23 protein-coding genes are annotated in these 25,212 nt (G+C 68.9%); 15 read left to right on the top strand and 8 right to left on the bottom strand.

Annotation, left to right across the window (positions count from 1 at the left end):
• Nucleotides 1–339: 339 nt before the first annotated feature.
• The 4 genes from BMX29_RS01400 (at nucleotide 340) to BMX29_RS01385 (ending at nucleotide 6,467) form a co-directional block, all read left to right on the top strand.
• Nucleotides 340–2,340, top strand: coding sequence for an extracellular solute-binding protein (locus BMX29_RS01400; RefSeq protein ID WP_092809754.1), 2,001 nt, complete (start codon nucleotides 340–342; stop codon nucleotides 2,338–2,340).
• Between the two features lie 9 nt (nucleotides 2,341–2,349).
• On the top strand, nucleotides 2,350–3,444 hold the full coding sequence (locus BMX29_RS01395; protein WP_092809752.1) for a microcin C ABC transporter permease YejB: 1,095 nt from the start codon (nucleotides 2,350–2,352) through the stop codon (nucleotides 3,442–3,444).
• A 58-nt stretch (nucleotides 3,445–3,502) separates the two neighbouring features.
• Nucleotides 3,503–4,651, top strand: a complete 1,149-nt coding sequence (locus BMX29_RS01390; RefSeq protein ID WP_051487890.1) for an ABC transporter permease — start codon at nucleotides 3,503–3,505, stop codon at nucleotides 4,649–4,651.
• Nucleotides 4,652–4,874: 223 nt separating this feature from the next.
• Nucleotides 4,875–6,467: an ABC transporter ATP-binding protein gene (locus BMX29_RS01385; RefSeq protein WP_092809750.1), complete on the top strand. Its 1,593-nt coding sequence runs from the start codon at nucleotides 4,875–4,877 to the stop codon at nucleotides 6,465–6,467.
• A 93-nt stretch (nucleotides 6,468–6,560) separates the two neighbouring features.
• Here the strand turns inward: BMX29_RS01385 and BMX29_RS19065 are convergent, their stop codons facing one another.
• The gene (locus BMX29_RS19065; RefSeq protein ID WP_175471096.1) at nucleotides 6,561–6,704 is read right to left on the bottom strand and encodes a hypothetical protein; all 144 of its coding nucleotides are present in this window, start codon (nucleotides 6,702–6,704) and stop codon (nucleotides 6,561–6,563) included.
• A gap of 81 nt (nucleotides 6,705–6,785) precedes the next feature.
• Nucleotides 6,786–6,929: a hypothetical protein gene (locus BMX29_RS19060; protein WP_157835909.1), complete on the bottom strand. Its 144-nt coding sequence runs from the start codon at nucleotides 6,927–6,929 to the stop codon at nucleotides 6,786–6,788.
• A 100-nt stretch (nucleotides 6,930–7,029) separates the two neighbouring features.
• On the opposite strand from BMX29_RS19060, the gene BMX29_RS01380 reads away from it, so the two are divergent.
• Entirely contained in the window at nucleotides 7,030–7,905 is an 876-nt protein-coding gene (locus BMX29_RS01380) for a LysR family transcriptional regulator (protein ID WP_092809748.1), read from the top strand.
• A 63-nt stretch (nucleotides 7,906–7,968) separates the two neighbouring features.
• Here BMX29_RS01380 and BMX29_RS01375 read toward each other — a convergent pair whose 3' ends face one another.
• A complete protein-coding gene (locus tag BMX29_RS01375; RefSeq protein ID WP_092809746.1) occupies nucleotides 7,969–9,528 on the bottom strand; it encodes a D-alanyl-D-alanine carboxypeptidase family protein in 1,560 nt (519 codons plus the stop codon).
• A gap of 488 nt (nucleotides 9,529–10,016) precedes the next feature.
• Here BMX29_RS01375 and clpS point away from each other — a divergent pair, with 488 nt between their 5' ends.
• The 9 genes from clpS to BMX29_RS01330 all read left to right on the top strand — a co-directional run bounded on the left by clpS (nucleotide 10,017) and on the right by BMX29_RS01330 (nucleotide 17,542).
• Nucleotides 10,017–10,370 carry an ATP-dependent Clp protease adapter ClpS gene (gene clpS / locus BMX29_RS01370; RefSeq protein WP_092809744.1) on the top strand — a complete coding sequence of 118 codons (354 nt, stop codon included), beginning with the start codon at nucleotides 10,017–10,019 and terminating at the stop codon, nucleotides 10,368–10,370.
• Between the two features lie 36 nt (nucleotides 10,371–10,406).
• Entirely contained in the window at nucleotides 10,407–11,402 is a 996-nt protein-coding gene (locus tag BMX29_RS01365) for a class I SAM-dependent methyltransferase (RefSeq protein ID WP_092809742.1), read from the top strand.
• Between the two features lie 16 nt (nucleotides 11,403–11,418).
• Nucleotides 11,419–12,222 carry an SDR family NAD(P)-dependent oxidoreductase gene (locus tag BMX29_RS01360; protein WP_043846518.1) on the top strand — a complete coding sequence of 268 codons (804 nt, stop codon included), beginning with the start codon at nucleotides 11,419–11,421 and terminating at the stop codon, nucleotides 12,220–12,222.
• A gap of 76 nt (nucleotides 12,223–12,298) precedes the next feature.
• Nucleotides 12,299–13,192 (top strand): oxygen-dependent coproporphyrinogen oxidase, encoded by an 894-nt coding sequence (gene hemF, locus BMX29_RS01355; RefSeq protein ID WP_092809740.1) that lies wholly within the window; start codon nucleotides 12,299–12,301, stop codon nucleotides 13,190–13,192.
• A gap of 233 nt (nucleotides 13,193–13,425) precedes the next feature.
• The gene (locus BMX29_RS01350) at nucleotides 13,426–14,298 is read left to right on the top strand and encodes a TIGR01459 family HAD-type hydrolase (protein ID WP_092809738.1); all 873 of its coding nucleotides are present in this window, start codon (nucleotides 13,426–13,428) and stop codon (nucleotides 14,296–14,298) included.
• Between the two features lie 134 nt (nucleotides 14,299–14,432).
• Nucleotides 14,433–14,876 carry a MaoC family dehydratase gene (locus BMX29_RS01345; RefSeq protein ID WP_043846524.1) on the top strand — a complete coding sequence of 148 codons (444 nt, stop codon included), beginning with the start codon at nucleotides 14,433–14,435 and terminating at the stop codon, nucleotides 14,874–14,876.
• A gap of 147 nt (nucleotides 14,877–15,023) precedes the next feature.
• Nucleotides 15,024–15,959 carry a bifunctional riboflavin kinase/FAD synthetase gene (locus BMX29_RS01340; RefSeq protein ID WP_092809736.1) on the top strand — a complete coding sequence of 312 codons (936 nt, stop codon included), beginning with the start codon at nucleotides 15,024–15,026 and terminating at the stop codon, nucleotides 15,957–15,959.
• A complete protein-coding gene (locus tag BMX29_RS01335) occupies nucleotides 15,956–16,453 on the top strand; it encodes a YcgN family cysteine cluster protein (RefSeq protein WP_092809734.1) in 498 nt (165 codons plus the stop codon). The genes BMX29_RS01340 and BMX29_RS01335 overlap by 4 nt, the downstream gene beginning before the upstream one ends.
• Nucleotides 16,454–16,498: 45 nt before the next feature.
• Nucleotides 16,499–17,542 carry a threonine aldolase family protein gene (locus BMX29_RS01330; RefSeq protein ID WP_092809732.1) on the top strand — a complete coding sequence of 348 codons (1,044 nt, stop codon included), beginning with the start codon at nucleotides 16,499–16,501 and terminating at the stop codon, nucleotides 17,540–17,542.
• A gap of 260 nt (nucleotides 17,543–17,802) precedes the next feature.
• On the opposite strand, the gene hspQ is transcribed toward BMX29_RS01330, so the two are convergent.
• A complete protein-coding gene (gene hspQ / locus BMX29_RS01325; protein WP_043846530.1) occupies nucleotides 17,803–18,129 on the bottom strand; it encodes a heat shock protein HspQ in 327 nt (108 codons plus the stop codon).
• Nucleotides 18,130–18,379: 250 nt separating this feature from the next.
• Here hspQ and BMX29_RS01320 point away from each other — a divergent pair, with 250 nt between their 5' ends.
• The gene (locus BMX29_RS01320; RefSeq protein ID WP_043846531.1) at nucleotides 18,380–18,964 is read left to right on the top strand and encodes a transglycosylase SLT domain-containing protein; all 585 of its coding nucleotides are present in this window, start codon (nucleotides 18,380–18,382) and stop codon (nucleotides 18,962–18,964) included.
• Nucleotides 18,965–19,010: 46 nt separating this feature from the next.
• Here the strand turns inward: BMX29_RS01320 and BMX29_RS01315 are convergent, their stop codons facing one another.
• From BMX29_RS01315 to BMX29_RS01300, 4 genes are all read right to left on the bottom strand, one after another.
• Nucleotides 19,011–19,607: an outer membrane lipoprotein carrier protein LolA gene (locus BMX29_RS01315; protein ID WP_092809730.1), complete on the bottom strand. Its 597-nt coding sequence runs from the start codon at nucleotides 19,605–19,607 to the stop codon at nucleotides 19,011–19,013.
• A 72-nt stretch (nucleotides 19,608–19,679) separates the two neighbouring features.
• Nucleotides 19,680–20,246 carry an exopolysaccharide biosynthesis protein gene (locus tag BMX29_RS01310; RefSeq protein ID WP_240092465.1) on the bottom strand — a complete coding sequence of 189 codons (567 nt, stop codon included), beginning with the start codon at nucleotides 20,244–20,246 and terminating at the stop codon, nucleotides 19,680–19,682.
• 477 nt (nucleotides 20,247–20,723) lie between these two features.
• Complete coding sequence (locus BMX29_RS01305; protein WP_092809728.1) at nucleotides 20,724–23,918, bottom strand: DNA translocase FtsK; 3,195 nt, start codon at nucleotides 23,916–23,918, stop codon at nucleotides 20,724–20,726.
• 40 nt (nucleotides 23,919–23,958) lie between these two features.
• The gene (locus tag BMX29_RS01300) at nucleotides 23,959–25,134 is read right to left on the bottom strand and encodes an aminotransferase class I/II-fold pyridoxal phosphate-dependent enzyme (RefSeq protein ID WP_092809726.1); all 1,176 of its coding nucleotides are present in this window, start codon (nucleotides 25,132–25,134) and stop codon (nucleotides 23,959–23,961) included.
• Between the last annotated feature and the right edge of the window lie 78 nt (nucleotides 25,135–25,212).

Below are 25,212 nucleotides of genomic sequence, written 5' to 3'. Positions count from 1 at the left end.
TAGCGCGAGGGTGCTGCCCCCCCCAAGGTCCCGGGATATTTTCGCCAGTAAGCAAGTCCGGGCCGTTGCCGGGGGTCGAAGCGCGGCGGCCGCGTGATCCGGGATCGTGTGCTGGCAGACCGGAACGGGTGTCCGCCGTCTTGACCGGGGCGGCAGAAGCTGTTGCGACGCGGCTACGGGAGACGTCGCCCGGGAAATGGCGCGCGGCCGGGCGGTGCGGTGCGCGGGGCCGTGGCGACACGGGCAGATAACACAGACGCAACTTGATCGTGGATCGACACGGACAGTAGCCTGTGCCTCGATCCCGGCACAGGGACGCTTCGAGCAGGAGGGCACGACATGACGCCAAGAGATCGCCGCGATGCCGGCACGCAGACGGACGCCGCCGCGCGGCCGCTTCCCCTGGCGCGGATCGGGGCCGCGAGCCTCCTTGCCCTGGGCCTCGCGCTTGCTGCCGACCGCGTTCCGGCGCAGGAGGCCGATCCGGCCGCGACCGGGGCCGATGCCGCCGGCTCGTCCGAAGATGCAGGCGAGGTGATCCGCAGCCACGGCTACTCGTATTTCGGCGACCTCATGTATCCCGAAGACTTCGAGCAGCTGAACTACGTCAACCCGGACGCGCCCAAGGGCGGCGAAATCGTCCTGGCGACCACCGGCACCTTCGACAGCATGAACCCCTACGCGCGGCAGGGCCGGGCCTACGTCTACTCGATCTTCCCCTACGAGAGCCTCTTCGCCGAGAGCGTCACCAACGAGGCGCTGCCCGCGGACGACAACGAGGCGCTCTACGGCCTGCTGGCCGAGAGCGTGGAATACGACGAGGGCAAGACCTACGCGATCTTTCACCTGCGCCCCGAGGCCGAGTTCTCGGACGGCACGCCGGTCACCGCCGAGGACGTGGTCTTCACCCACAACCTCTTTCTCGAGCAGGGCCTGCCCTCCTACGCCGGTGCTGTGAAGGCGCGCATCGAGGGCGCCACCGTCATCGACGAGCACACCGTGCGCTACGATTTCGTCGAGGGCATTTCGCGGCGGTCGCTGATCGACCAGGTCGGCACCACGCCGGTGTTTCCGAAGGCATGGTTCGACGAGACCGGCGCGCGGCTTGACGAGAGCCGTCTCGAGACACCGCCGGGATCGGGGCCGTGGATGATCGACGAGGTCGAGGCCAATCGCCGGATCGTGCTGAAGCGGAACCCGGACTACTGGGGCAAGGACCTGCCGATCAACCAGGGCCGGCACAACTTCGACACCATCCGCGTGGAATTCTTCGCCGACACCATCGCCGCCTTCGAGGCATTCAAGGCCGGCGAGATCTCGTACCGGACCGAGGCCAACTCGCGCCTCTGGGCCACCGCATACGACTTCCCGGCGATCCAACGCGGCGACGTCATCAAGGAGGAGATCCCCGACGGCACGCCGCCGGCGCCGGTCGGCTTCGTGTTCAATCTCGGCAAGGAGAAGCTGCAGGACCGCCGCGTGCGTCAGGCCATCGCGCTGGCCTACAATTTCGAGTGGACCAACGAGTCTCTGCAATACGGGCTTTACGAGCAGCGCGCGTCCTTCGCACAGGACACCGACCTGCAGGCCGAGGGCGTGCCAGAAGGCCGCGAGCTCGAGATCCTGCAATCGCTCGACGTCGAGGTCCCCGAGGAGATCCTGACCGAGCCCGCGCTCATGCCGCATACCTCGTCGCCGGACCGGCTGACCGACCGCGGCAACCTGCGCCAGGCCGCGCGCCTCCTGGAAGAGGCCGGCTGGACCGTGGGCGACGACGGCATCCGCCGCAACGAGGCCGGCGAGACGCTGGTGCTCGAGATGCCGCTGTCGTCGAATGCCGATCCCACGGTCGAATCGATCTTCGAGACATTCTCGGAGAACCTCGGCGCGCTCGGCATCGACGCGCGGGTCGAGAAGATCGACACCGCGCAATACACCCTGCGCACGCGCGACCGCGATTACGACATCGTCTACGACAACTACTCGGCGCTGACCGGAGCGGGCACCGGCCTGCGGCAGGTCTACGGTTCGGAATCGGCGGAGTTCTCGCTGTTCAACCCCGCGAACCTCGCCGACCCGGTCGTGGACGCGCTGATCGACGTCGCCCTCGAGAGCGAGACCCAGGAAGAGGAAGACGCCGCCATGCGGGCGATCGACCGGGTGCTGCGCTGGACCTTGTTCCAGATCCCCATGCACTACGCCGACGTCCACCGCATCGCCTACTACAAGCACCTCGAACACCCCGAGGAAATGCCGCCCTACGCGCTCGGCGTGCTGGACTTCTGGTGGCAGGACGCGGATGTCGCGGAAGAATTGCGCTCGGACGGCGCGTTGAGGTAACCGCCCCACATGGCATCCTACATCCTTCGCCGCCTGCTGCTGATCATACCGACGCTGCTGGGCATTCTCGTGGTCAACTTCGCGCTGACCCAGTTCGTGCCCGGCGGCCCGATCGAGCAGACGCTTGCCCGGATACAGGGCCAGGGCGACGTGTTCGGCGGTTTCGCCGGCCAGCAGGGCGCCGACGCCGCCAACACCGAGCTTCTGGGGCCCGGGGACAGCTCGTACGTGGGCGCCCAGGGCCTGCCGCCCGAGTTCATCGAGCAGCTCGAGCGCGAGTTCGGCTTCGACAAGCCGCCGCTGCAACGCTTCCTGTCGATGGTCTGGGACTACGCGCGCTTCGACTTCGGAGAGAGCTACTTCCGCTCCATCTCGGTCACCGACCTGATCCTCGAAAAGATGCCGGTGTCGATCTCGCTGGGCCTGTGGTCCACGCTGATCGCCTACCTTGTGTCGATCCCCCTGGGGATCCGGAAGGCGGTGAAGGATGGCACCAGCTTCGACACCTGGACCTCGGCGCTGGTGATCGTGGGCTACGCGATTCCAGGCTTCCTGTTCGCGATCCTGCTTCTGGTGCTGTTCGCCGGCGGCTCCTACTTCCAGTGGTTCCCGCTGAGGGGTCTGACCTCTGATAATTTCGAGAACCTGTCCCTCCTCGGCAAGATCGGCGACTACTTCTGGCACATCGCGCTGCCGGTGATCGCGTCGACCATCGCGGCCTTCGCGACGCTGACGCTGCTGACCAAGAACAGCTTCCTCGACGAGATCAAGAAGCAGTACGTCATCACCGCCCGTGCCAAGGGCCTGAGCGAACGGTCGGTGCTCTACGGGCACGTCTTCCGCAACGCCATGCTCATCATCATCGCGGGCTTCCCGTCGGTGTTCATCGGCATCTTCTTCACCGGCTCTCTCATCATCGAGACGATCTTCTCGCTCGACGGGCTGGGCCGGCTGGGCTTCGAGGCCGCCGTGCAGCGCGACTACCCGGTGATCTTCGGGACGCTCTACCTGTTCGGCCTGATCGGTCTGCTGGTGAACATCGCCTCGGACCTCATGTTCGTCCTCGTCGATCCGCGCATCGACTTCGAAAAGCGGGAGGGCTGAGACCATGGCCGCCAATCCCGATCCGCGCGACCCCGCCGATCACGTCACCCCGCAGCCGATGCCCGGCAAGCCGGTGGCGCCCCAGCCCACCGGGGGCATGTTCTCGCTCTCGCCGCTGAACAAGCGGCGCTGGCGGAACTTCAAGCGCAACCGCCGCGCCTTCTGGTCGCTGTGGATCTTCGCGATCCTGTTCGGGCTGTCGCTGTTCGCCGAGTTCCTCGCGAACGACAAGCCGATCCTCGTGAACTACCGCGGGGAATACCGGATGCCGATCTTCAGCTTCTACCCCGAGACGGCGTTCGGCGGCGACTTCCGCACCGAGGCCGCCTACCGCGACCCCGAGGTGCGCTGCCTGATCGAGACCGGCGGGCTGGTCGATTGCTTCGACGACCCCGACGGTCTGATCGAGGCCGCGCAGGCCGGCACCATCGACGATCCGGACTTTGAGAAGGGCTGGATGCTCTGGCCGCCCCTGCCCTACTCGTTCGACACCACCGTTGACCGCCCCGGCGCGGCGCCGCTGGCGCCGAACGGACAGAACCTGCTGGGCACCGACGACACCAAGCGCGACGTGCTGGCGCGGGTGATCTACGGATTCCGGCTGTCGATCGTGTTCACGCTGATGGTCACGGCCCTGTCCTCGGTCATCGGCATCATCGCCGGCGCCGTGCAGGGCTTCTTCGGCGGGCGGACGGACCTCATCTTCCAGCGGATCATCGAGATCTGGGCGTCGACGCCGACGCTCTACGTCATCATCATCCTGTTCGCCATTCTCGGGCGAAGTTTCTGGCTGCTGGTGTTCCTGATGGTGTTCTTCGGCTGGATCGGGCTGGTGGGCGTGGTGCGCGCCGAGTTCCTGCGGGCGCGGAACCTCGAATACGTGCGCGCGGCCAAGGCCCTCGGCGTGTCGAACTGGAAGATCATGTTCCGCCACATGCTGCCCAACGCGATGGTGGCCACGGTGACGATGCTGCCGTTCATCGTGACCGGCACGATCTCGACGCTGGCGGGGCTCGACTTCCTCGGCTTCGGTCTGCCGTCATCGTCGCCGTCGCTGGGCGAGCTGACGCTTCAGGCCAAGCAGAACCTGCAGGCGCCGTGGCTCGCCTTCACCGCGTTCTTCGTCTTCGCGATCATGCTGTCGCTGCTGATCTTCATCTTCGAGGGCGTCCGCGACGCGTTCGACCCGCGAAAGACGTTCTCGTGAGGGGGGCTACGAATCTTCCCCGCGGTGGGCGTGCCGCGCCCATCGCAGGGCATAGTGATGACGGTCCCGGTCGTCATCCGGCCGACGCCTCCAGGGGCGGAGACGCAACGCCGCGGACATTCGCGGCATCGGTCCGGGCGCCCTGCCCCGATCACAACCGCCCCATCATCGCCATTGCCCCGAACGCCGCTCTCACCTTCACCGCCCAAGCCGAGGCCCGCCCATGACCCGCATCCTCGACGTGCGCGATCTGCGCGTGACCTTCAATCAGGACGGCACCGAAACGCAGGCCGTCCGCGGTGTCTCGTTTCACATCGAAAAGGGCGAGACCGTCGCGCTGGTGGGCGAATCCGGCTCCGGCAAGTCGGTGTCGGCCCTCTCGACCGTGCAGCTCCTCGGCCCCTCGGCGCGGGTCGAGGGCTCGGTCACCTATGACGGCCGCGAGATGATCGGCGCGCCCGAACGCGAGCTGCGCCGCGTCCGCGGCAACGACATCAGCTTCATCTTCCAGGAGCCGATGACCTCGCTCAACCCGCTGCACACGCTGGAAAAGCAGCTGGGCGAAAGCCTCGCGCTCCACCAGGGGCTGCAAGGCGCCCCTGCCCGCGCGCGAATCCTCGACCTCCTGCACCGCGTCGGCATCCGCGACCCCGAAAGCCGTCTCGGCGCCTATCCCCACCAGCTTTCCGGCGGGCAGCGCCAGCGCGTGATGATCGCCATGGCGCTCGCCAACGGCCCCGACCTGCTGATCGCGGACGAGCCGACCACCGCGCTCGACGTCACCATCCAGGCGCAGATCCTCGAGCTGCTAGCGCGGATCCAGCGCGACGAGGGCATGAGCCTGCTGTTCATCACCCACGACCTCGGCATCGTGCGCCGCATCGCCGATCGGGTCTGCGTGATGAAGAACGGCGAGATCGTCGAAACGGGCCCCACGCGCGAAATCTTCGCCGACCCGCAGCACCCCTACACGCAGAAACTCCTGTCGGCGGAATCCACCGGCACCCCGGAGCCGGTGAAGGCGGGCGCGCCCACCGTGGCCGAGACCGACAAGCTGCGCATCTGGTTCCCCATTCACTCCGGACTTCTGCGCCGCACCACGGGCCACGTGAAGGCCGTGAACGAGGCCAGCCTCGCGGTCCGCGCCGGCGAGACCGTCGGCATCGTCGGTGAGTCGGGCTCGGGCAAGACCACGCTTGCGCTGGCCATCATGCGGCTGATCGAATCCGAGGGCGGCATCCAGTTTCGCGGCGAGGATGTGCGCGACTGGAACACGAAGCGCCTGCGCAAGCTGCGCTCGGAGATGCAGATCGTCTTTCAGGACCCCTACGGTTCGCTGTCCCCGCGCATGACCTGCGAACAGATCATTGCCGAAGGTCTGGGGGTGCACGGCTCGCCTGACGGGCGGCCACACCGCGAACTGGTCACCGAGGTGATGCAGGAGGTGGGGCTCGACCCCGCCACCATGCACCGCTACCCGCACGAGTTCTCGGGCGGGCAGCGCCAGCGCATCGCCATCGCCCGCGCCATGGTCCTGCGGCCGCGCCTCGTGGTGCTGGACGAGCCGACCTCGGCGCTCGACATGACCGTGCAGGTGCAGATCGTGGACCTTCTCCGCGGGCTCCAGCGCAAGTACGACCTCGCCTACCTGTTCATCAGCCACGACCTGAAGGTGGTGCGCGCGATGTCCCACAAGGTCGTGGTCATGCAGAACGGCGACGTGGTCGAGATGGGCGAGACAGACGACATCTTCGACCGGCCGCAGACCGCGTACACCAAGGCCCTGATCGCCGCCGCCTTCGACCCGGTCGGCTGAGGCGGCGTCACGAAAAAACGGCCCCCCGCAAGGCGAGGGGCCGTCAGGTGTCCGGCCGGTCCGACAGGGAGAACGGACGGTCGGAAAACGGTGTCACTTCGCGCGCGTGAAGCGCGGCGGGGTCGGCGCACGGCCGGCATCCCAGGGCGACAGGCGGAACACCCAGCGCATGCGCTGCGCGGCATCGAGGTCGCCTTTCAGAAGGGCTTCGGTCTGGCGGAGAATCGGGTCGAGCATGGCTGGCTCCTTTCGATTGATCGGTGGGACGGGACGCGCCGGGAGAGGCAGGGCTTTTGGTCCGCTCACGTCCGCGGCCGGTCAGCGGCGCGCGCCCGGGTTGGGAATGCGCCGTTCGTCGGTGGCGGGCATCGGCGTGGTCCGCACGCGATGACGTTCGGGATGGGCGACCGTGTCATCGCGACGTGCCGCGGTGATGAAACTCAGGGCAAGAATCTGCAGCATGGGCGGGGCTCCTTTCGACTGCGCCGATGCCCTCAATATTGTGCCGAGAGCGCATACATGCGACTCAGGAATTCTCGGAGGATGTAAGCGGAGCTTACACATGAACCTGCACCAGCTGCCGCCCCTCTCGGCGCTCCGCGCGTTCCTCGCCTACTCGGAGACCGGATCGGTCAGCCAGGCCGGGCGGTTGCTGAACGTAAGCCACGCCGCCGTCAGCCAGCAGATGCGTGCGCTCGAGGCGCACATGGGCGTCCGGCTTCTGGACCGTAGCGGGCGACGGCTGGAACTGACGCAGGAGGGTCAGCAGCTCGCCGACGCGCTGTCGGCGGGCTTCGGACGCATCCTTCAGACGGTGGAGACTCTGACCGAGGCGGACATGGACCGGCCGCTCCACGTCTCGACCTCGCCCTCCTTCGCGTCGAACTGGCTGATGCCGCGCCTCGCGGGCTTTCGCGCCGAGCACCCCGAGATAGACATCATGATCGACCCCTCGCCCTGGCTGAACGATCCGTCGCCGGGCAGCATCGACGTGGCGCTCCGCTACGGCGAGGGCGACTGGCCCAATCTCGACAGCGAGCGGCTCATGACCTCACCGATCTGGGTGGTGGCGGCGCCATCGCTGATCGGCGACCTCGCGCCGGACGAGCCCGAGGATCTCCTGCATTTTCCCTGGCTGCAGGAGCTCGGCACCTCGGAGGCCACGGAATGGCTGGCCCAGCGCGGCGTCACCGGCCGGCGGGCGAAGGGCATCATCCACGTGCCCGGCAACCTGATGCTGGATGGCGCCCGCAACGGGCAGGGGATCGTGGTGACCACGCGCGTCTCGGTCGAGGAGGACGTGCGCGCGAACCGCCTGCGTCTTCTCTTCGAGGAACGCCCCGAGGGCGGGTATCACATCGTGACCGCACGCGGCATCGCGCGCCCCCAGCTGCGCGCCTTCACGCGCTGGCTGCGCCGGCAGGCCGCAGATTTTTAACTAAAAATCTGCGGCCGGGCGCCTCGGCGCGTACAATCTTATCTAAGATTGTGCGCCGCCCTTTCAGCTCGGGCCCACCATGAAGCAGGTCACGTTGCGCGCCTGAAGGCGGCGGCAGGCAAGGTCGGCCATCTCGCGGGTCATGCCCATGAAGTTGGCGTCGAAGCCTGTGGGCCGGTGCACGACCTTGCGCAGCGTGCCGTCGAGCGTCGACATCTCGGCAAGCGCCGTCTCGACCAGCTTGGTCTCGGCCGCGTACTGGCTCGGGAAGCGGCCGATGTTCACGCCCCAGTGACGGCCGCCCGACGTCGAGACGCGGGTCACAACCTCGGCGCCCGCATCCTCTTCGGCGCGGCGCGCGGCGGACTGGACGGCGGCCTTGGGCGGGCCGGCCGAAGCCAGGGTCACGGTCGCCTGCGGTGCGGCCGGCCGCATCCGCGGCTTCACCGACGCGCCCGGCGCGATGGTGCTGGCGGCGACGTCCACCGCCGCGGCCACGGCATCGGCCACGGCCGAGCTCTCGGCCTCCACCGAGGCCAGGGCCACGGTCTCGGCCTCTGCCGCCGACTCGGCTTCCGCCTCGGCGATCACGCTCTCGATGTCGACGGCCACGGACGCGACAAGCGGCGCCGGCTCGACCGCCGCGCTGCCCGGGCGTGGCATCGGCCGGAGGCTGCGCGTCACGGCCGCGGCCACGGTGCGAACCGCCCGCCCCTGGTGGCCAAGGGTCGGATCGGCATCGCGCTCGACGGTCACGGAAAGACCCGCATTGCCCTGATAGACGGGGCGACCGGGCGACGCGAAGGCCACGCGGCTCGGCGCCTTCGAGAACCCAAGGTCCAGCAGCTTGGCCACCTGCGCGTTGCGCGAGGCGGTGGACTTGCCACCGAACACCGTGGCGATCACGCGCTCGCCGCCGCGTTCGGCCGAGGCCACGAGGTTGAAGCCCGCCGCGTTGGTGTAGCCGGTCTTGATGCCGTCGGCGCCGGAATAGCTCTGCAGCAGGCGCCGGTTGGTATGGTAGACCTCGCGCACGCCCGCGTCGGCGGTGATGCGGCTGAAGAGGTTATAGTACTCGGGATAGTCGTAGAGGACGTGCCGCCCGAGGATGCTCATGTCACGCGCGGTCGACAGGTGACCGCTCTCGGTCAGGCCGTGGGCGTTCTTGAACGTCGTGCGGGTCATGCCCAGCGCCTTGGCGGTGCGGTTCATGCGGCGGGCGAAGGCCGCCTCGGATCCCGAGATCGCCTCGCCGATGGCGGTGGCCGCGTCGTTCGCCGACTTCACCGCGGCAGCGCGCACGAGATACCGCAGCGCGATCTTCTGCCCCGAGCGCAGCCCCAGCTTCGAGGGCGGTTCTGCGGCGGCGTTGCGCGACACCGTCACCAGCGTGTCCATCGTCAGCTCGCCGTGCTCCACCGCCTCGAACGCGATGTAGAGCGTCATCATCTTGGTCAGCGACGCTGGGTGAAGCCGCGTGTCCGCGTTCTCGGAATAGTAGACCTTGCCGGATCGCGCATCCATGACCATCCCCGCATAGGGGGCCGCCATCGCGCCGATCGGCAGGATGAGAAAGAACCAAATTATAGTGAATATGAACAGACCGGTTTGGCCCGGCCGCATGCGCCGTCCCGTCACGTTTCCCGCCTTCTCTGCCTCGTGCCCCCGATGTTTCGGTGGGCTGTGCCGCTCGTGTGAACCCGCCTGTTTCCGGCGGTGTTTCACGGAGGATAGCACGTCAACGACCTCCGGCAAAGAGCCGTCATGACTGAATTATTTGCCGTTCGGGAACGACGTCCGGTCAACATCTTGTCGCGCGGGGGCTCCTTCGACACCACCACGGGGACAGGCCCGCGCAATGGGGCGGAATCGGGGCGGGCGCGCCACAAAACGCCGCACTCGCCGGGCGCGGGGTCGGCCGGCCCGCAAGTCTCGTTCGCCCCGTGGCCCGGGGCCGCCTCGAAGGGCACCGCGGTTCCCCAGATACGTCACCGCGCCGCTGCATCACGGCAAGGAACGCCGCGACGGCGCGGCCTCAACCCTTTTCTCACCCGGCCCGGCCATTATATAGTCCGCTCGACCCTGCCACTATGCGGACGTCCTCCAAGCCCATGTTTCATTCCCGCCCGAGCCCGTTCGCGCAGAACGGCCCCACACAGCCGCCCGGCGACAGCGATGCGGGCGTCGTCGTCGACACCAAGCCCAAGACCAAGCGGCCACCGCTCTACAAGGTGCTGCTTCTCAACGACGACTACACGCCGATGGAATTCGTCGTGCACGTGCTGGAACGGTTCTTCGGCATGACCCATGCCCAGGCGTTCGAAATCATGCTGACGGTCCACAAGAAGGGCGTCGCCGTCGTCGGCGTCTTCAGCCACGAGATCGCCGAGACCAAGGTCGGCCAGGTGATGGACTTCGCCCGGCGCCACCAGCACCCGCTGCAATGCACCATGGAAAAGGAATGATCCGCCCGCGCCCAGGCGCCGGACGGACCGCCTGACATGGCCGCTTCCCGATTGTCCCATGCCCGCGATGCCGCGGGTCTCGTCCTGCCCGACGCGGGTCCCGTCGCGTGGTTCGGCGCCCCCGGCGATGCCGACTTCGCCCTGGTCGAGGCCGGCCGGATCACCGCGATCCAGCCATTCGCGCCCGCAGCCTCTGCCCTCCAGGCGCGCGGCGCGACCGTGACGCCCCGCCCAGAGGGGCGCTTCGCCGCCGCCATCGTCACCCTGCCCCGCGCCCGCGATCGGGCGCAGGACTGGCTGGCCGAGGCCGCCGCCCGGACCGACGGTCCGGTGGTGATCGATGGCGCCAAGACCGACGGCGTGGATGCCATGCTCAAGGCCGTCCGCGGGCGCGTCACGCTCTCGGGGCAGGTCGCCAAGAATCACGGCAAGCTCTTCTGGTTCGACGGCACCGACGCCTTCGATGACTGGCGACAGTCGCCCGCGCCCAACGGTGACGGTTTCGTCACCGCGCCCGGCGTGTTCTCGGCGGACGGGATCGACCCCGCCTCGCGCGCGCTCGCCGATGCGCTGCCGGCCAAGCTCGGCGCGCGGGTCGCGGATCTCGGTGCCGGCTGGGGCTACCTCGCCACCCGCATTCTCGAACGCGAGGGCGTCGCGCTACTGCACCTCGTCGAGGCCGACCGCACCGCGCTCGACTGCGCCGAGGCGAACGTCACCGACCCGCGTGCCGCCTTCCACTGGGCGGACGCGACGTCATGGCGCGCACCCGACCGGCTCGACGCGGTGGTGATGAACCCGCCCTTCCACGTCGGCCGCGCCGCGGATCCCGCGCTGGGGCGGGCCTTCATCGCCGCCGCGGCGCGTGCGCTGGCGCCCCACGGCGCGCTCTGGATGGTGGCGAACCGGCACCTGCCCTACGAGGCCACGCTTGCGGAGACGTTCCGCGACGTGGCAGAGGCCGGCGGAGACCGGCGCTTCAAGATCCTCCACGCCGCCCGGCCCATCGGCCCGTCCGCGCGCCGCGCCTGACAGGAGCATCCTCCCCATGAGCTTCACCATCGAAGGCAAGACCGCCATCGTCACGGGCGCCGCCAACGGCGTGGGCCTCGCCATCGGCCGCCACTTCGCCGCCAAGGGCGCGAATGTCATGTTCGCCGACATCGACGAGGCCCGGCTGGCCAAGGAGGTCGGCGACTCGGACGACGAGCGGGGCCAGACCCGTTACTTCGCCGGCGACCTGCGCGAGCGGCTGACCATCGCGAACCTGTTGTCGGCCACGCTCGACGCCTATGACCGTGTAGACATCCTGGTGAACGCCAGCCGCCAGATGGTGCCGTCCGACCCGCTCGACATCGACGACGACTCGGTGGCGACCCTGCTCGACCAGAACCTGACCACGGCGATGCGCCTGTCGCAGATGGTGGCGCGCCGGATGATCAAGCAGTCCGAGGGCCAGGACACCCCGCAGGCGGGCGCCATCGTGAACCTCTCTTCGATCGCCGCGCGCCGCACCCATCCCTCGCTTCTGGGCTACTCGGTGTCCTGCGCCGCGCTCGACCAGATGACGCGGTCGATGGCGGTGGCGCTGGCGCCGCACAAGATCCGGGTGAACGCCGTGGCCTTCGGCTCGGTCATGTCGGCCAGCCTCAAGGACACGCTCAAGGAGCACCGCGAATATCGCGGCGACATCGAGGAGCATACGCCCCTGGGCCGCATCGCCGCGCCGGAAGAGCTGACCGAGGCGGTGCAGTTCCTCGTCTCGGACGCGGCGCGCTTCGTGACCGGGCAGATCATGACGCTCGACGGCGGCCGCACGCTGCTCGACCCTGTGACCGCGCCCGCGCACTGAGCGCCGCGCGCGCCCTTGCGGGACGCGGCGGCCGGCGTCTAGACAGACCCGTCACCGCAGCCGACCGGAGGATCCCATGACAGAAGAGCTTCTGGACGAGCGCGCCCGCGCCGCAGACTGGTTCCGCGAGCTGCGCGACCGGATCGTGACGGCCTTCGAGGCGATCGAGGACAGCCACACGAGCGGGCCGGGCGCCGCCGCTGCGCCGGGCCGGTTCGAGGTGACCGAGACCACCCGCCGCTCGGACGACGGCTCGGACGCCGGCGGTGGCCTGATGAGCGTGATGCGCGGCGGCCGGGTCTTCGAGAAGGTCGGCGTGAACGTCTCTGAGGTCTATGGCACGCTGGGCGACCGCGCGCAGGCGGCGATGGCCGCGCGCAAGGGCATCCCCGGCATGGCCGACGATCCGCGCTTCTGGGCCTCGGGCATCAGCCTCGTCGCGCACATGCAGAACCCGCACGTCCCGGCGGTCCACATGAACACGCGGATGTTCTGGACCCCGCACGCGTGGTGGTTCGGCGGCGGCTCCGACCTCAACCCGTGCATCGAGTACGCGGAGGACACCGCCCATTTCCACGCCACGCAGCAGGAGCATCTCGATCCCCACGGGGCAGACCACTACCCGCGTCTCAAGGCCTGGGCGGACGAGTATTTCTACATCCCCCACCGCCACAGGGCGCGCGGCGTCGGCGGCATCTTCATGGACGACCACAACACCGGCGACTGGCAGGCGGACTTCGCCCTCACCCGCGACATCGGGCAGGCATTCCTGCCGGCCTACCTGCCGCTGGTGGAAAAGCGCGGGGTGCAGGACTGGACCGAGGCCGACCGCGAGGCGCAGCTCGTTCACCGCGGCCTCTACGCCGAGTACAACCTCGTCTACGACCGCGGCACCAAGTTCGGGCTCGAGACCGGGCACGACGCCAACGCCGTGCTGATGTCCCTGCCGCCGCTGGCGAAGTGGATCTGACAGGGCCGCCGCGCGGACGGGCGCCTGCGGGAATGGTGCCCGCCCGGTGCCCGGGCATGTGGTGAGCTGCGCGCCCCATATCCGGGCGAGACACGGCGCCCCGGCACGGGATGCGTCAGGCCCCACGCGCCGCCTGCATCCGGACATCTCCGGGCGCCGGCTCCACGTCCCCTCGCTTGCCGCCCGGCGTCCGCCCGCCTAGGGTCCGCGCGACCAGCGCGAAAGGCCCGCCCATGACCACGATCATCTCCGCCCTCTCGGACATCTCCCGGAACTACGAGGCGCTGTTCGTGGACCTCTGGGGCTGCGTGCATGACGGGGTGCGCCCCTATCCCGACGCCGTGGCGGCGCTTCAGGCCTACCGGAAGAATGGCGGCCGCGTGGTGCTGCTGACGAACGCCCCCCGCCCCCGCGCGGATGTGGAACGGCAGCTCGAGCGCATGGGCGTGCCCGGCGACGCCTGGGACGCCATCGCGACCTCAGGCGACTCGGCGCGCGCAGCGATGTTCCGCGGCGCCGTGGGCCAGAAGGTCTGGTTCATGGGCGAGGATCGCGACCGGACCTTCCTCGAGCCGATGCAGCTCGTATCCGACCCTGTGAAGGTCGAGCGCACCGAGTTGTCCGAGGCCGAAGGTCTCGTCTGCTGCGGCCCGTTCGACGCCCACGCCGACCCCTCCGTCCTGCGCCCCGAACTGCTGCTGGCCAAGCAGAAGGGGCTGAAGCTGCTTTGCGCCAATCCCGACATCGTCGTGGATCGCGGCGGCGTGCGGGAATGGTGCGCCGGCGCCATCGCACGGCTCTACACAGAAATGGGCGGCGAGAGCCTCTACTTCGGCAAGCCGCACCCGCCGATCTACGACCTCGCACGGATGCGGCTCGCCGAGATTGCCGATGTGCCGGCCGCGGACCGCATCCTCGCCATCGGCGATGGCCCGCAGACCGACATCTCGGGCGCCATGGGAGAGGACATCGATTCGCTGCTAATCACCGGCGGGCTGCTGGCGGCCGAGACCCGCACCGAGACCCAGCCCGACGCGCAGGCGCTGGAGACCGCGCTCGGGCGCGAGGGCATCTCGCCCACCTACGCGATCGGCTTCCTGCGCTAGGGCGACCGGGACAATGGTCGCGCAGGTCCTGCGCCGCGCCCCCTTGATTTTCTGCGCCCGCGAAGCAATAAAGTTGCCGAGGCACGCCTTGGTGCGCGCATTTGTTACCGGACGGATTCTCCATGGGGGCTGACATGCTGGACAACCTGCCGCGCGGCACGATCCCGATCGAGGATATCGAGATCGGCATGTCCCGTTCGCTCCGCAAGGAGATCACCGACGCCGACATCGAGATGTTCGCCGAGGTCTCCACCGACCGGAACCCGGTTCATCTCGACGAGGACTACGCCCGCGACACCATCTTCGAGGGGCGCATCGCCCACGGGATGCTGACCGCGGGCCTCGTCTCGGCGGTGATCGGAGAGCAGCTGCCCGGCCACGGCACGGTCTACATGGGCCAGACCCTCAAGTTCCTCGGCCCGGTTCGCCCCGGCGACGTGGTGACGGCCGAAGTCCGCGTGGTCGACATCGACGTGGCCAAGCGCCGCGTGACCCTCGACTGCCACTGCGAGGTCGACGGCAAGAAGGTCCTCGTGGGCGAAGCCAAGGTCCTCGCGCCGTCGCGCAAGTTCGACTAGGCGTCCAAAATCTTAGATAAGATTTTGGACGTGGCGCGGGGCGCCGGACACCGCACAATCTTAACTAAGATTGTGCGGCCCCCGATCGGCGCGCCCCGTCGATCAAGCCCACTTGCGCCCCTCTCCGGGCGGGATTAACCCCGGCGCATGGAGATCTTCCGCGACTTCCGCGACGTGCCGGATGCCGCCCGCGGCGCCACCGCCGCGATCGGCAATTTCGACGGCGTGCACCTTGGCCACCGCGCGGTGATCGAGACCGCGCAGGCCGCGCGGCCCGATGCGCCGCTTGCCGTCGTCACCTTCGAGCCGCACCCGCGCGAGGTCTTCGCCCCAGGCGCCCCGCCCTTCCGCCTGACGGGCCCCGAGGCACGCGCCAACCGTCTGCGCAAGCTCGGCGTGGACGTTCTGTTCGAGCTGCCCTTCGACGCGGATCTCCGCGAACTCAGCCCCGAGGACTTCGCCCGCGAGGTCCTCGCCGACGGGCTCGGCCTCGCCCATGCCGTGACCGGCCCCGACTTCCGCTTCGGCAAGGGCCGCGCCGGCGGCGCCGACGATCTCGCCCGGTTCGGCGCGGCGATGGGCTTCGGCACCACCGTCTCCGAGATCCGCGAGCACAATGGCCTTCGCGTGTCGTCCACCGCGATCCGCACCGCGCTGTCCGAGGGCCGTCCCCGCGACGCCGCCGCGCTGCTCGGTCACTGGCACCGCATCGACGGCCCGGTCCTGCACGGCGAGAAGCGCGGCCGCGACCTGGGCTATCCGACCGCGAACATGTCCATCGAGGGACTGCACCCGCCGCGCTTCGGCGTCTACGCCGTGCGCGTCGACGTTCTCGGCGGCCCGTCCGCGGGCACCTACGACGGCGCCGCCTCCATCGGCGTGCGCCCCATGTTCGGCGAGAACACCGCCAACATCGAGACCTTCCTATTAAACTTCTCCGGCGACCTCTACGGCCAGCCGCTGTCGGTCGCCCTGGTCGACTACCTGCGGCCCGAGGCGACCTTCGACAGCCTCGAGACCTTCATCGCGCAGATGGATGCCGACTGCGCCGAGGCCCGCACCATCCTGGACGCGCTGGCATGACCGACACCGCCCCCCAAACCGACCGCGACGACCCGATCGACCGCGACGGCCTCGCCCCCGGCTTCTGGAAGACCACGCGGCTCGAGGACATGACCGGCGCCGAATGGGAAGCGCTCTGCGACGGCTGCGGCAAGTGCTGCCTCAACAAGCTCGAGGACGAGGACACCGGAGAGGTGGCACTGACCCGCGTGGCCTGCCGCCTGTTCGACGATTCCACCTGCCGCTGCGCCCGCTATGAGGTGCGCCACGCCTTCGTCCCCGAATGCATCGTCCTCAGCCCGCGCACCATTCCCGACCACGCCTACTGGCTGCCCGCGACCTGCGCCTACCGCCTCCTGTGGGAGGGCAAGCCGCTGTTCGACTGGCACCCGCTGATCTCGGGCACCCCCGAGAGCGTGCACCGCGCGGGCGTCTCGATCCGGGGCGCCACCGTCTCGGAGGCCGCCGTGGACGACGACGACTGGGAAGACCACATCATCGACGAGCCGGTCTGACGCCGCGCCGTCCAAGAGCCGAATCAAGACCCGAAAGGCGCATCCATGAACTTCACCTCCGACAATGCCGGCCCGGTCCCGGCCGCCGTTCTCGACGCGCTTGCCCGTGCGAACGCGGGCCATGCCCCGGGCTACGGCGCCGACGAGCTGTCCGAGCGCGTGCGCGACCGCATCCGCACCCTGTTCGACGCACCGAACGCCGCGGTCGAGCTGGTCTCGACCGGCACCGCCGCCAACAGCCTTGCGCTCGCGACGCTCTGCCAGCCGTTCCAGACGGTGTTCTGCTCGCCGGTGGCGCACATCCACGAGGACGAGTGCAACGCGCCCGAGTTCTATACCGGCGGCGCCAAGCTGACTCTGGTGCCGGGCGCCGACAAGATGACCGCCGAGGGCCTGCGCGCCACCATCGCCGCCGAGGAAAGCCGCGGCGTGCACGGCCCCCAGCGCGGGCCGGTCTCGATCACCCAGATCACCGAGCGCGGCAACCTCTACACCCTCGACGAGCTGCACGCGCTGAGCGCGGTGGCGCGTAACTACGACCTGCCGGTGCATCTCGACGGCGCGCGCTTCGCCAATGCCTGCGTCGCGCTCGAGTGCACCCCGGCCGAGATGACGTGGAAGGCCGGCGTCGACGTCGCGGTCTTCGGCGGCACCAAGAACGGCTGCATGGGCGTCGAGGCGGTGATCTTCTTCGACCCGGCGAAGCATTGGGAATTCCAGCTGCGGCGCAAGCGGGGCGGACACCTGTTCTCCAAGTTCCGCTACCTCGCCGCCCAGATGGACGCCTACCTCGAGGGCGACCTCTGGCGCGAACTGGCCGGCATGGCGAACGCGCGCTGCGCGGCACTGGCGGCGGGCCTCACGGGCGTCGCCGACATCCGCAACGTGCCGCAGGGCAACATGCTGTTCGCCGCCCTGCCCCGCCGCGCCCACCGCGCGCTGCACGAGGCCGGTGCACGCTACTACATGTGGGAGGGCGAGCTTGACGGCCATGACGACTCCGAGATGCTCACGGCGCGTCTCGTCTGCGACTGGTCCGTGACCGAGGCGGACATCGCGCGCTTCGTGGAGATCGCGAAGGGCGCCTGACCGCCTTCAGCGCGCCGATCACCCGGCGCGCGGGTCTCCTCCCTCGGAATGGCGGCGGCGTCACCGGCCCGCGCGGGCTCTTGAAGCCTTGTTCGTGAGATACCCGGAATCGGTCACGCGACAGCGCGCGACGGACACATCCCGGAGCCCACGTCGCATCCAGACGACGACCGCGACGCGCGGAACACCGCTCACGACAAAGGCGCGGTCCGGTCTCCCGGCCGCGCCGCGTGCGTCCGCCCCCGAAACCGGGAGGCGGATCAATTCATCTGGAAATGCAGCTCGTAGGTGCCGTCCTGGAACGCGCCGAAGAGGTCGGCGACGTCGGGATGCTCCACCGGCTCACCGGAATAGTCCGCGACGAGGTTCTGCTCGGACACGTAGGCCACGTAGAAGCTCTGATCGTTTTCAGCCAGCAGGTGATAGAACGGCTGCTCCTTGGCCGGGCGGCTGTCCTCGGGAATGGCCTCGTACCAGTCTTCCGTGTTCTGGAACTCGGGGTCCACGTCGAAGACCACCCCTCGGAAGGGGTGCTTGCGGTGCCGGACCACCTGGCCGAGATTGTACTTGGCGCGTGCTGTGTTCATCGTCCAGATCCTTGCCTGCCTCATAAGCTAGCGCGTCATGCTCCATTTTGTCCAATGACTTGCCGTAATTCGGCCGGAAACACTCTGTGCGCGCGATTCGACCGTCGGCGTATCGGGCGGATCTCTGCCTTGCGGCCGCGGATTGCAACCATGCGCCCCCACCGCGGCGCGATTGTGATTTTCCACAGCGGCCGTCTGCGGTAAGGTTGTCGAAAAACGACAAGAACCGAGCAGTCATAGCGAGAGGCAGATGAAACCTTCCCTTCGCGCTCTGGTCATCGTGCTGCTGGCGGCGTCCTGCGGTGGCGGGGGCTACGATGCGCCCCCCCGCAGCAACCTGGACGACGCCTGCGCGATCATCCGCGAGCGGCCCGAATATTACCGCGCCTTCAAGCGCGTGGAACGCAAATGGGGCGTGCCCGTGCACGTCCAGATGGCGACGATTCACCAGGAATCCAAATTCGACGGCGATGCGCGGACCCCGTTCCGCTACTCCCTCGGCGTCATTCCGATCGGCCGGCAAAGCTCGGCCTTCGGCTACTCCCAAGCCCTCGACGGCACGTGGGAGGAATACCAGGACCAGCAAGGCGGCCGCCGCACGCGGCGGGACCGCATCGACGACGCGACAGACTTCATGGGCTGGTACATGGTGAAGTCCCGCGACAGCCTCGGCATCTCGCTCTGGGACGCCCGCAACCAGTACCTCGCCTATCACGAGGGCCGGACTGGCTTTTCCCGCGGGAGCTACAACCAGAAGGCCTGGCTGGTGCGGGTGGCCGACAAGGTGAACAGCCGCGCCGCCATGTACCAGGCGCAGCTGGTGCGCTGCCGCTGAGCATATGCGCCGGTCCGGGGGCTATCCCCGGGCCGGCCATGCACGATCAGTCGCGGCGGGCGATCTCGCCCCGGACGTTGAACTTGCCCGAGTTGATCTGCGCGGGCTGAAGCCCCTGAAGGATCACGGTCGTCGACGAGCCGTTGCTGTCGTTGATGATCCACTGGCGCAGCTCCACCGGGTTGTCGGTGAACTTCATCTGGATCGTGCCGTATTGCGGGTTCCGCGGATCCTGCGCGGTGACCGTCGTCGCGGTGCCGTCGTAGGAGTGGTTCGTCACCATGTTGGCCCGGCCGAGGTTCACGTTCCGGTCAAGGATGATCGACAGCGGTGTCTGGCTCAGCGGATAGGTCTCGGGCGCGGCGTTCACCTTGCGGTCGAAGATCACCACGGTTCCGTTGTTGGCCATGACCAGCGCCTCTTCGGGCGGATCGTACTCGAACCGCACCTTGCCGGGGCGCTGCATGTAGACGGTGCCCTTGGAGATCGTGCCGTCGCCGTTCACCTGGGTGAAGCCGCTCGTGGCCGAGCTGAGCTGGTTCAGGTAGTTCGACACCTGTCCAAGCGACAGTTGCGCCGCGCTCGCGGGCAGCGCGGTCAGCGCGGCGAGGGCTGCGGCGGCAAGGGTCTGTGCGACTCGCATCGTGTGGTCTCTCCTCGTTTTGGTCCGTCCGTTTGTGACGGAAAGGCCGCCGCTAGGCGATAGCAACGGGTTTCAGTTGGATAAAAGCAGCCACGGCCCGCCGATCAAGGCGGCCGCCGCGGCGGCGAAGGCGAGCATCATCAACAGCCCGTCACGCGCCGTGATCGCGAGGCCGAAAAGCGCGATGCCGGTCATCGGGATCGCCGAGGCGAAGGGCACGAATTCGAGCGGCGGCACCGTCACGCAGAGGGCCATGATGACCACCCCCGCGAGTCGTCGCGCCGGGTCCGAGGTCATCACCACCAGCCGGCGCCCGAACCAGCGGTCCATGCGTTGCGCGATCGGCCGCAGCCAGTCCACGCCCTTGGCGACCCGCTTTCCCGGCACCTCGCGGCGCGCGAAGATGCCCGGCACGTAGAGGCTCTGCCGCCCGATCACCATCTGCCCCGCGAGGATCGCCAGCATCGCGGCGAAGATCGTGGGCACCGTGGGGATTCCGCCGAACGGGCTCGCCACCAGAAGCGCGAGGGCAAGGAACACCGGCCCAAAGCCCCGCGTCCCGATCGCCTCCACCGCGTCGCCGATGGTCACCGCTTCGTCGTCGCCTTCCTCCATCCGCGCCTTGAGCCTGTCGAGCACGCCCTCCACGGCCCGTCGGCCGGGCTGCCGTTCTCGTTTCCGGTCGGGGGAGGCGGAGGTCGCTGACATGCGCCCGGAACGCGTTTGTGAACAGGGTTGTTCCGGCGGGGGATACTCGACGCGCCGAAGCCGTGTGGACGCACCCGGCCCGGAACAAGGGGCGCAGGGCCCGCCGGGCCGGCGCCTTGTCACCCGCGCGCTGCGTTCGGGTGTCGGAGTGACTTGGTCTGGATAAAGCGCGGGCCCCGCACGGCGTCCGCGCCAGCCCACGGTCCGGCGCGGGCCCTCCGCTGAACATAGGTGGGCGAACGACCAGTCGCAGGCTCTGCCTGACCAACACGGGGCAGAGCATCCCCAGCCGCCATCAGACCAGGCACACACCGCTCCGACGCGGGGGCGGCTCCCTCGCGGAGGCGAACGAAAAAGGGCGGCCCGCTCCGGACCGCCCCTCCCCGTTCGAACATGCACGGCCGGCCCCTATTGCGGCTCCGGCACCAGGATTTCGCGCTTGCCGACGTGGTTGGCCGAGGAGACGACGTTCTCGTCCTCCATCTGCTCCACCAGTCGCGCGGCCTTGTTGTAGCCGATCCCCAGCTTGCGCTGGATGTAGGAGGTCGAGCACTTGCGGTCCTTGATGACGATCGCCACCGCCTGGTCGTAGAGCGCATCCTCGCCGCCGGTGTTGCCCCCGGTGTTGAGGCCGAGCACCGCGTCGATGTCGCTGGCCTTCTCTTCCTCGGGCCCCTCCACGACGCCGCCCACGTAGGCGGGCGGGCCGAAGGCCTTGAGGTGGTTCACCACCTCCTCGACCTCTTCGTCCGAGCAGAACGGCCCGTGGCAGCGGGTGATCTTCGCCCCGCCGGCCATGTAGAGCATGTCGCCCATGCCCAGAAGCTGCTCGGCGCCCATCTCGCCAAGAATGGTCCGCGAGTCGATCTTCGACGTCACCTGGAAGGAAATCCGCGTCGGGAAGTTGGCCTTGATCGTGCCGGTGATGACGTCCACCGACGGGCGCTGCGTCGCCATGATGAGGTGGATGCCCGACGCCCGCGCCATCTGCGCAAGTCGCTGGATGCAGGCCTCGATCTCCTTGCCCGCGACCATCATCAGGTCGGCCATCTCGTCGACGATGACGACGATGTAGGGCATCTTCTTGGGTTCGATCTCTTCGGTTTCGAACACCGGATCGCCGGTCTCGTCGTCAAAGCCCGTCTGGACCGTCCGCGAGAACATCTCGCCCTTCCGAAGCGCATCCTCGACCCGGCCGTTGTAGCCGTCGATGTTCCGCACGCCCATCTTGGACATCTTGCGGTAGCGGTCCTCCATCTCGCCGACGACCCACTTGAGCGCCACGACCGCCTTCTTGGGGTCGGTCACCACCGGCGACAGCAGGTGCGGGATGCCGTCGTAGACCGACAGTTCCAGCATCTTCGGGTCGATCATCACGAGGCGCAGGTCCTCGGGCGTCAGCTTGTAGAGCAGCGACAGGATCATGGTGTTGATCGCCACCGACTTGCCCGAGCCTGTCGTGCCCGCGATCAGCAGGTGCGGCATCTTGGCGAGGTTGGCGACCAGCGGATCACCCCCGATGTCCTTGCCGAGCGCCAGCGGCAGCTTGGCGTTGCCGTCGCCGTATTCGCGCGACGACAGGATTTCGCGGAACGACACCATCTCGCGGTTGTCGTTGGGAAGCTCGATGCCGATCACCGACCGGCCCGGCACGGTCGAGACACGCGCGGACAGCGCCGACATCGACCGCGCGATGTCATCGGCGAGTCCGATCACGCGGCTCGCCTTGAGACCCGGCGCCGGCTCCAGCTCGTACATGGTGACCACGGGGCCGGGACGGACCGACACGATCTCGCCCTTCACGCCGTAGTCGTCGAGCACGTTCTCGAGCATCCGCGCGTTCTCTTCCAGCGCCTCGTCGCTGAGGTGATGACGCTGGATCCGGTCGGGGTTCATCAGGAGAGAGAGCGGCGGCAATTCGAACGCCTCGGCGTTTTCCTCGAACTGCAGACGCGGCTCGGCTTCTTCCTGGGCGCGTTTCGAGGGCTGCACCGGCTTCGGCGCAGCCTGCTGCACGACCTTCTTCTGAGGCGCGACCGGCACCTGCGGGCGCGGCGCGGGGGCTGCCTCGGCCTCGGCGGCGGCAAAGGCGGCGACCGCATCGTCGTCCTCGTCGTCGTAGCCGTCGTCGAACTCCGGCACCGCGGGCTCGGCCGGCGCCGGTGCGCCCGAGCGGCGCAGCAGGCGGCCGGCCTGCGGAGCGTCGGCCTCGAAGGCCTCTTCCTCGACCGGGTTCGCGATGTCGTAATCGTCTTCCGGCTCCACGTGGGTCATCGGTGCGGCGGCCGAGGCGCGACGCGCGGCGACCGGCTGCGCCTGCGGACGCGGCTCGGCGGCAGCCGCCCGCGCGGGCGCGGTCAGGACTGGCTCGCGGCGGGTCTCGACGGTGCCCGGCTCGGCGGTCAGCGGCGGCTCGGCGCGCTGGCGGCGCGGCGAGAGGTCCGCGATCAGCGGATCGGGACGGCGGCCCCGGCCACGGGTCAGCGGCGTGTCCGTCGCGACGCGGGCCTGCGGCGTGGCGCGCAGGCGGGCACGGATGGCGTCGGCGATCTTGGCCTGCACGCGGTCGTCGGCGGGCGCATCGACCTCGTCGAACGCCTCTTCCACCAGTTCGGGCAACGGCAGGTCGTCGGCCTCGTCGGCGACCGCGCGGTCACCGCCCCCGCCAAAGCGCATCAGGCCGGGCACCCGCGACAGCAAGCCGCCACGCGGCGCGGGTTCGGGCGCCGCGTCCCAGTCATCGTAGTCGTCCTCGACCACCTCGACCTCGGGCTCCGGCTCGATCCGGGCCGAGCGGCGCACGCGCGGCGCCGGGGCGGCGGCCGCGGCGGTGCGGCCGAGCGAAGGCTCCTGTGCCTCGGCCCAGGCGCGGTCGTCCTCGGCTTCGGCGATGCGGCGCGCGCGGCGATCGGCATGGGCCGCACGCATGGCGCTTGCCCCCTGCGCCGCGCCCGAGGCGCCCTGCCCCAGAAGGCGCACCACGGCGGCGTACGCCATGACCAGCGCCAGCATCACGAATCGGCCCGCCTGGCTCAGCTCGGCGCGGGTGAAGCCCAGCACGAACGCGCCCACGACCAGCACGCCGGCAAAGGCCAGGACCGTCACCAGCGTCAGGCTGAAGCCCGCGCCGAACGGCAGCATTCCCATGGCCGAACCCATCGCCACGTCCCCGAAGAGTCCACCCAGCCCGAAGGAGTGCCCCCACTCCGGACCGGCCGTCAGGCCCGCGGCGTAGATCGACGCAACCGCCCACCAGATCGGCAAAAAGATCACCCGGCCCAGCGCGCGCTCCTCGCCGCGATGGGTCACGAAGCGCAGGCCCCAGCCCACCAGCAACAGCGGCAGGATCCAGTTGCCCGCACCGAAGATCATCACCAGCGGCGCGGCGACCGAGGCCCCGATCCGGCCCATCCAGTTCTGGATCGCCGCGTCGGTGGCCGACATCCACGACGGATCGTCGGGCGTGTAGGAGCCCAGCATCGCCGCCGCCATCAGGCCGACGACGACCAGCGCGAGCCCCAGAAGCTCCTTGCCGCGCCGTTCGAGCGCGTTCGCCATGTCGGTGTCGAAGAGAGGGTCCCGCCCCCGAGCCTGATATGCCATGCCTCGCCTCTTGATCGGTCTTTTCTCTCGTGTCGGTTCGTCAGTAGAGACAGCCGGCCAGCCGCGTCAGGCCGTCCGCCGTCTCGACCCGCGGGGCGACGAGCGCCACGCGGATGTATCCCTTTCCCGGATTGCCCGCCGCGGTGTCCCGCGACAGGTAGGCGCCGGGCAGCACCCGCACGCCGGTCTCGCGCCAGAGTTTCAGCGCCGCCTCCTCGCCATCGTCCACCGGCAGCCACAGGAAGAACCCCGCCTGCGGGCTGTGATAGCCCGGAACGTGCCCGAGGATGCGATCCGCGTCCGCATATTTCTCGGCGTAGAGGGCGCGATTCTCCTCCACGTGGGTCTCTTCGGCCCAGACCGCCGCGGCCGCGTGCTGAAGCGGCAACGGCAGCGGCGCGCCCGAATAGGCCCGAAGCTGGCGCATCCGCGCGATGCTCTCGGGTCCGCCCGCGACGAAACCCGAGCGCAGGCCCGGCAGGTTCGACCGCTTCGACAGCGAATGGAACACCACGACCCGCTCTGGATCGGCGCCCATCTCCTGCGCGACCTGAAGCGCGCCCACGGGCGGCGTGTCGCGGTAGATCTCGGAATAGCACTCGTCCGCGAGGATGCGGAAATCGTGCCGCTCGGCCAGCGCGATCAGCCGGGTCCAGTAGTCGCGGTCGGCGACGGCCCCTTGCGGATTCGCGGGCGAGCAGATGTAGGCCAGCGCCGTGCGGTCGAGAACGTCGGCCGGCAGGCTTTCGTAGTCCGGCAGGTGGCCCGTCTCCTCGGTCGCGTTGACGAACACCGGCTCGGCGGCGACCGACAGGGCCGCGACCGCGTAGACCTGGTAGAACGGATTCGGCGACAGGATGACCGGGCGCTTATCGCCCTTCTCTTCCGGGCAAAGCGCCATGGCGGCGTTGTAGAGCCCCTCGCGCGTGCCGTTGAGCGCCATGACCTGAGTCGCGGGGTCGAGCGTCACGCCGTAGCGCCGCGCGACCCACGCGCCGATCGCCTCCAGAAGCTCGGGCGTACCCTCGTTCACGGGGTAGCGGCCGAATCCCTCGGCATGGTCCGCGATCACGTCCAAGATCCACGGCGGAAACCCGTGCTTGGGCTCGCCGATGGTCATGTGCACGACCGGTCCACCCGCCTCGTGCGCATCGAGAAGCGCACGCAGACGCGGGAACGCGTAAGCCGGGAGGGTTGAAAACCGCTCGGGGAACATTGCTGTAACTGCCTCGGTCGCGGGGTCGTTGGCGCCCCGTCATTGGGCGTCACGATAGCGCCGCCACAGGCCATCCGT

The organism is Roseivivax marinus (genome assembly GCF_900109705.1).
Lineage (GTDB): Bacteria > Pseudomonadota > Alphaproteobacteria > Rhodobacterales > Rhodobacteraceae > Roseivivax > Roseivivax marinus.
Note: the sequence above shows the minus strand (reverse complement) of the source record. Positions and strands in the feature narration are given on the sequence as shown.

Excerpts from the sequence above, each read along its gene's own strand:
- BMX29_RS01315 (WP_092809730.1), bottom strand. The coding sequence starts at position 19,607 with ATGCGAGTCGCACAGACCCTTGCCGCCGCAGCCCTCGCCGCGCTGACC.
- clpS (WP_092809744.1), top strand. The coding sequence starts at position 10,017 with ATGTTTCATTCCCGCCCGAGCCCGTTCGCGCAGAACGGCCCCACACAG.
- hspQ (WP_043846530.1), bottom strand. The coding sequence starts at position 18,129 with ATGAACACAGCACGCGCCAAGTACAATCTCGGCCAGGTGGTCCGGCAC.
- hemF (WP_092809740.1), top strand. The coding sequence starts at position 12,299 with ATGACAGAAGAGCTTCTGGACGAGCGCGCCCGCGCCGCAGACTGGTTC.
- BMX29_RS19060 (WP_157835909.1), bottom strand. The coding sequence starts at position 6,929 with ATGCTGCAGATTCTTGCCCTGAGTTTCATCACCGCGGCACGTCGCGAT.
- BMX29_RS01300 (WP_092809726.1), bottom strand. The coding sequence starts at position 25,134 with ATGTTCCCCGAGCGGTTTTCAACCCTCCCGGCTTACGCGTTCCCGCGT.
- BMX29_RS19065 (WP_175471096.1), bottom strand. The coding sequence starts at position 6,704 with ATGCTCGACCCGATTCTCCGCCAGACCGAAGCCCTTCTGAAAGGCGAC.
- BMX29_RS01380 (WP_092809748.1), top strand. The coding sequence starts at position 7,030 with ATGAACCTGCACCAGCTGCCGCCCCTCTCGGCGCTCCGCGCGTTCCTC.
- BMX29_RS01345 (WP_043846524.1), top strand. The coding sequence starts at position 14,433 with ATGCTGGACAACCTGCCGCGCGGCACGATCCCGATCGAGGATATCGAG.
- BMX29_RS01335 (WP_092809734.1), top strand. The coding sequence starts at position 15,956 with ATGACCGACACCGCCCCCCAAACCGACCGCGACGACCCGATCGACCGC.
- BMX29_RS01340 (WP_092809736.1), top strand. The coding sequence starts at position 15,024 with ATGGAGATCTTCCGCGACTTCCGCGACGTGCCGGATGCCGCCCGCGGC.
- BMX29_RS01375 (WP_092809746.1), bottom strand. The coding sequence starts at position 9,528 with ATGCGGCCGGGCCAAACCGGTCTGTTCATATTCACTATAATTTGGTTC.
- BMX29_RS01360 (WP_043846518.1), top strand. The coding sequence starts at position 11,419 with ATGAGCTTCACCATCGAAGGCAAGACCGCCATCGTCACGGGCGCCGCC.
- BMX29_RS01305 (WP_092809728.1), bottom strand. The coding sequence starts at position 23,918 with ATGGCATATCAGGCTCGGGGGCGGGACCCTCTCTTCGACACCGACATG.
- BMX29_RS01365 (WP_092809742.1), top strand. The coding sequence starts at position 10,407 with ATGGCCGCTTCCCGATTGTCCCATGCCCGCGATGCCGCGGGTCTCGTC.
- BMX29_RS01395 (WP_092809752.1), top strand. The coding sequence starts at position 2,350 with ATGGCATCCTACATCCTTCGCCGCCTGCTGCTGATCATACCGACGCTG.
- BMX29_RS01320 (WP_043846531.1), top strand. The coding sequence starts at position 18,380 with ATGAAACCTTCCCTTCGCGCTCTGGTCATCGTGCTGCTGGCGGCGTCC.
- BMX29_RS01350 (WP_092809738.1), top strand. The coding sequence starts at position 13,426 with ATGACCACGATCATCTCCGCCCTCTCGGACATCTCCCGGAACTACGAG.
- BMX29_RS01400 (WP_092809754.1), top strand. The coding sequence starts at position 340 with ATGACGCCAAGAGATCGCCGCGATGCCGGCACGCAGACGGACGCCGCC.
- BMX29_RS01385 (WP_092809750.1), top strand. The coding sequence starts at position 4,875 with ATGACCCGCATCCTCGACGTGCGCGATCTGCGCGTGACCTTCAATCAG.
- BMX29_RS01330 (WP_092809732.1), top strand. The coding sequence starts at position 16,499 with ATGAACTTCACCTCCGACAATGCCGGCCCGGTCCCGGCCGCCGTTCTC.
- BMX29_RS01390 (WP_051487890.1), top strand. The coding sequence starts at position 3,503 with ATGCCCGGCAAGCCGGTGGCGCCCCAGCCCACCGGGGGCATGTTCTCG.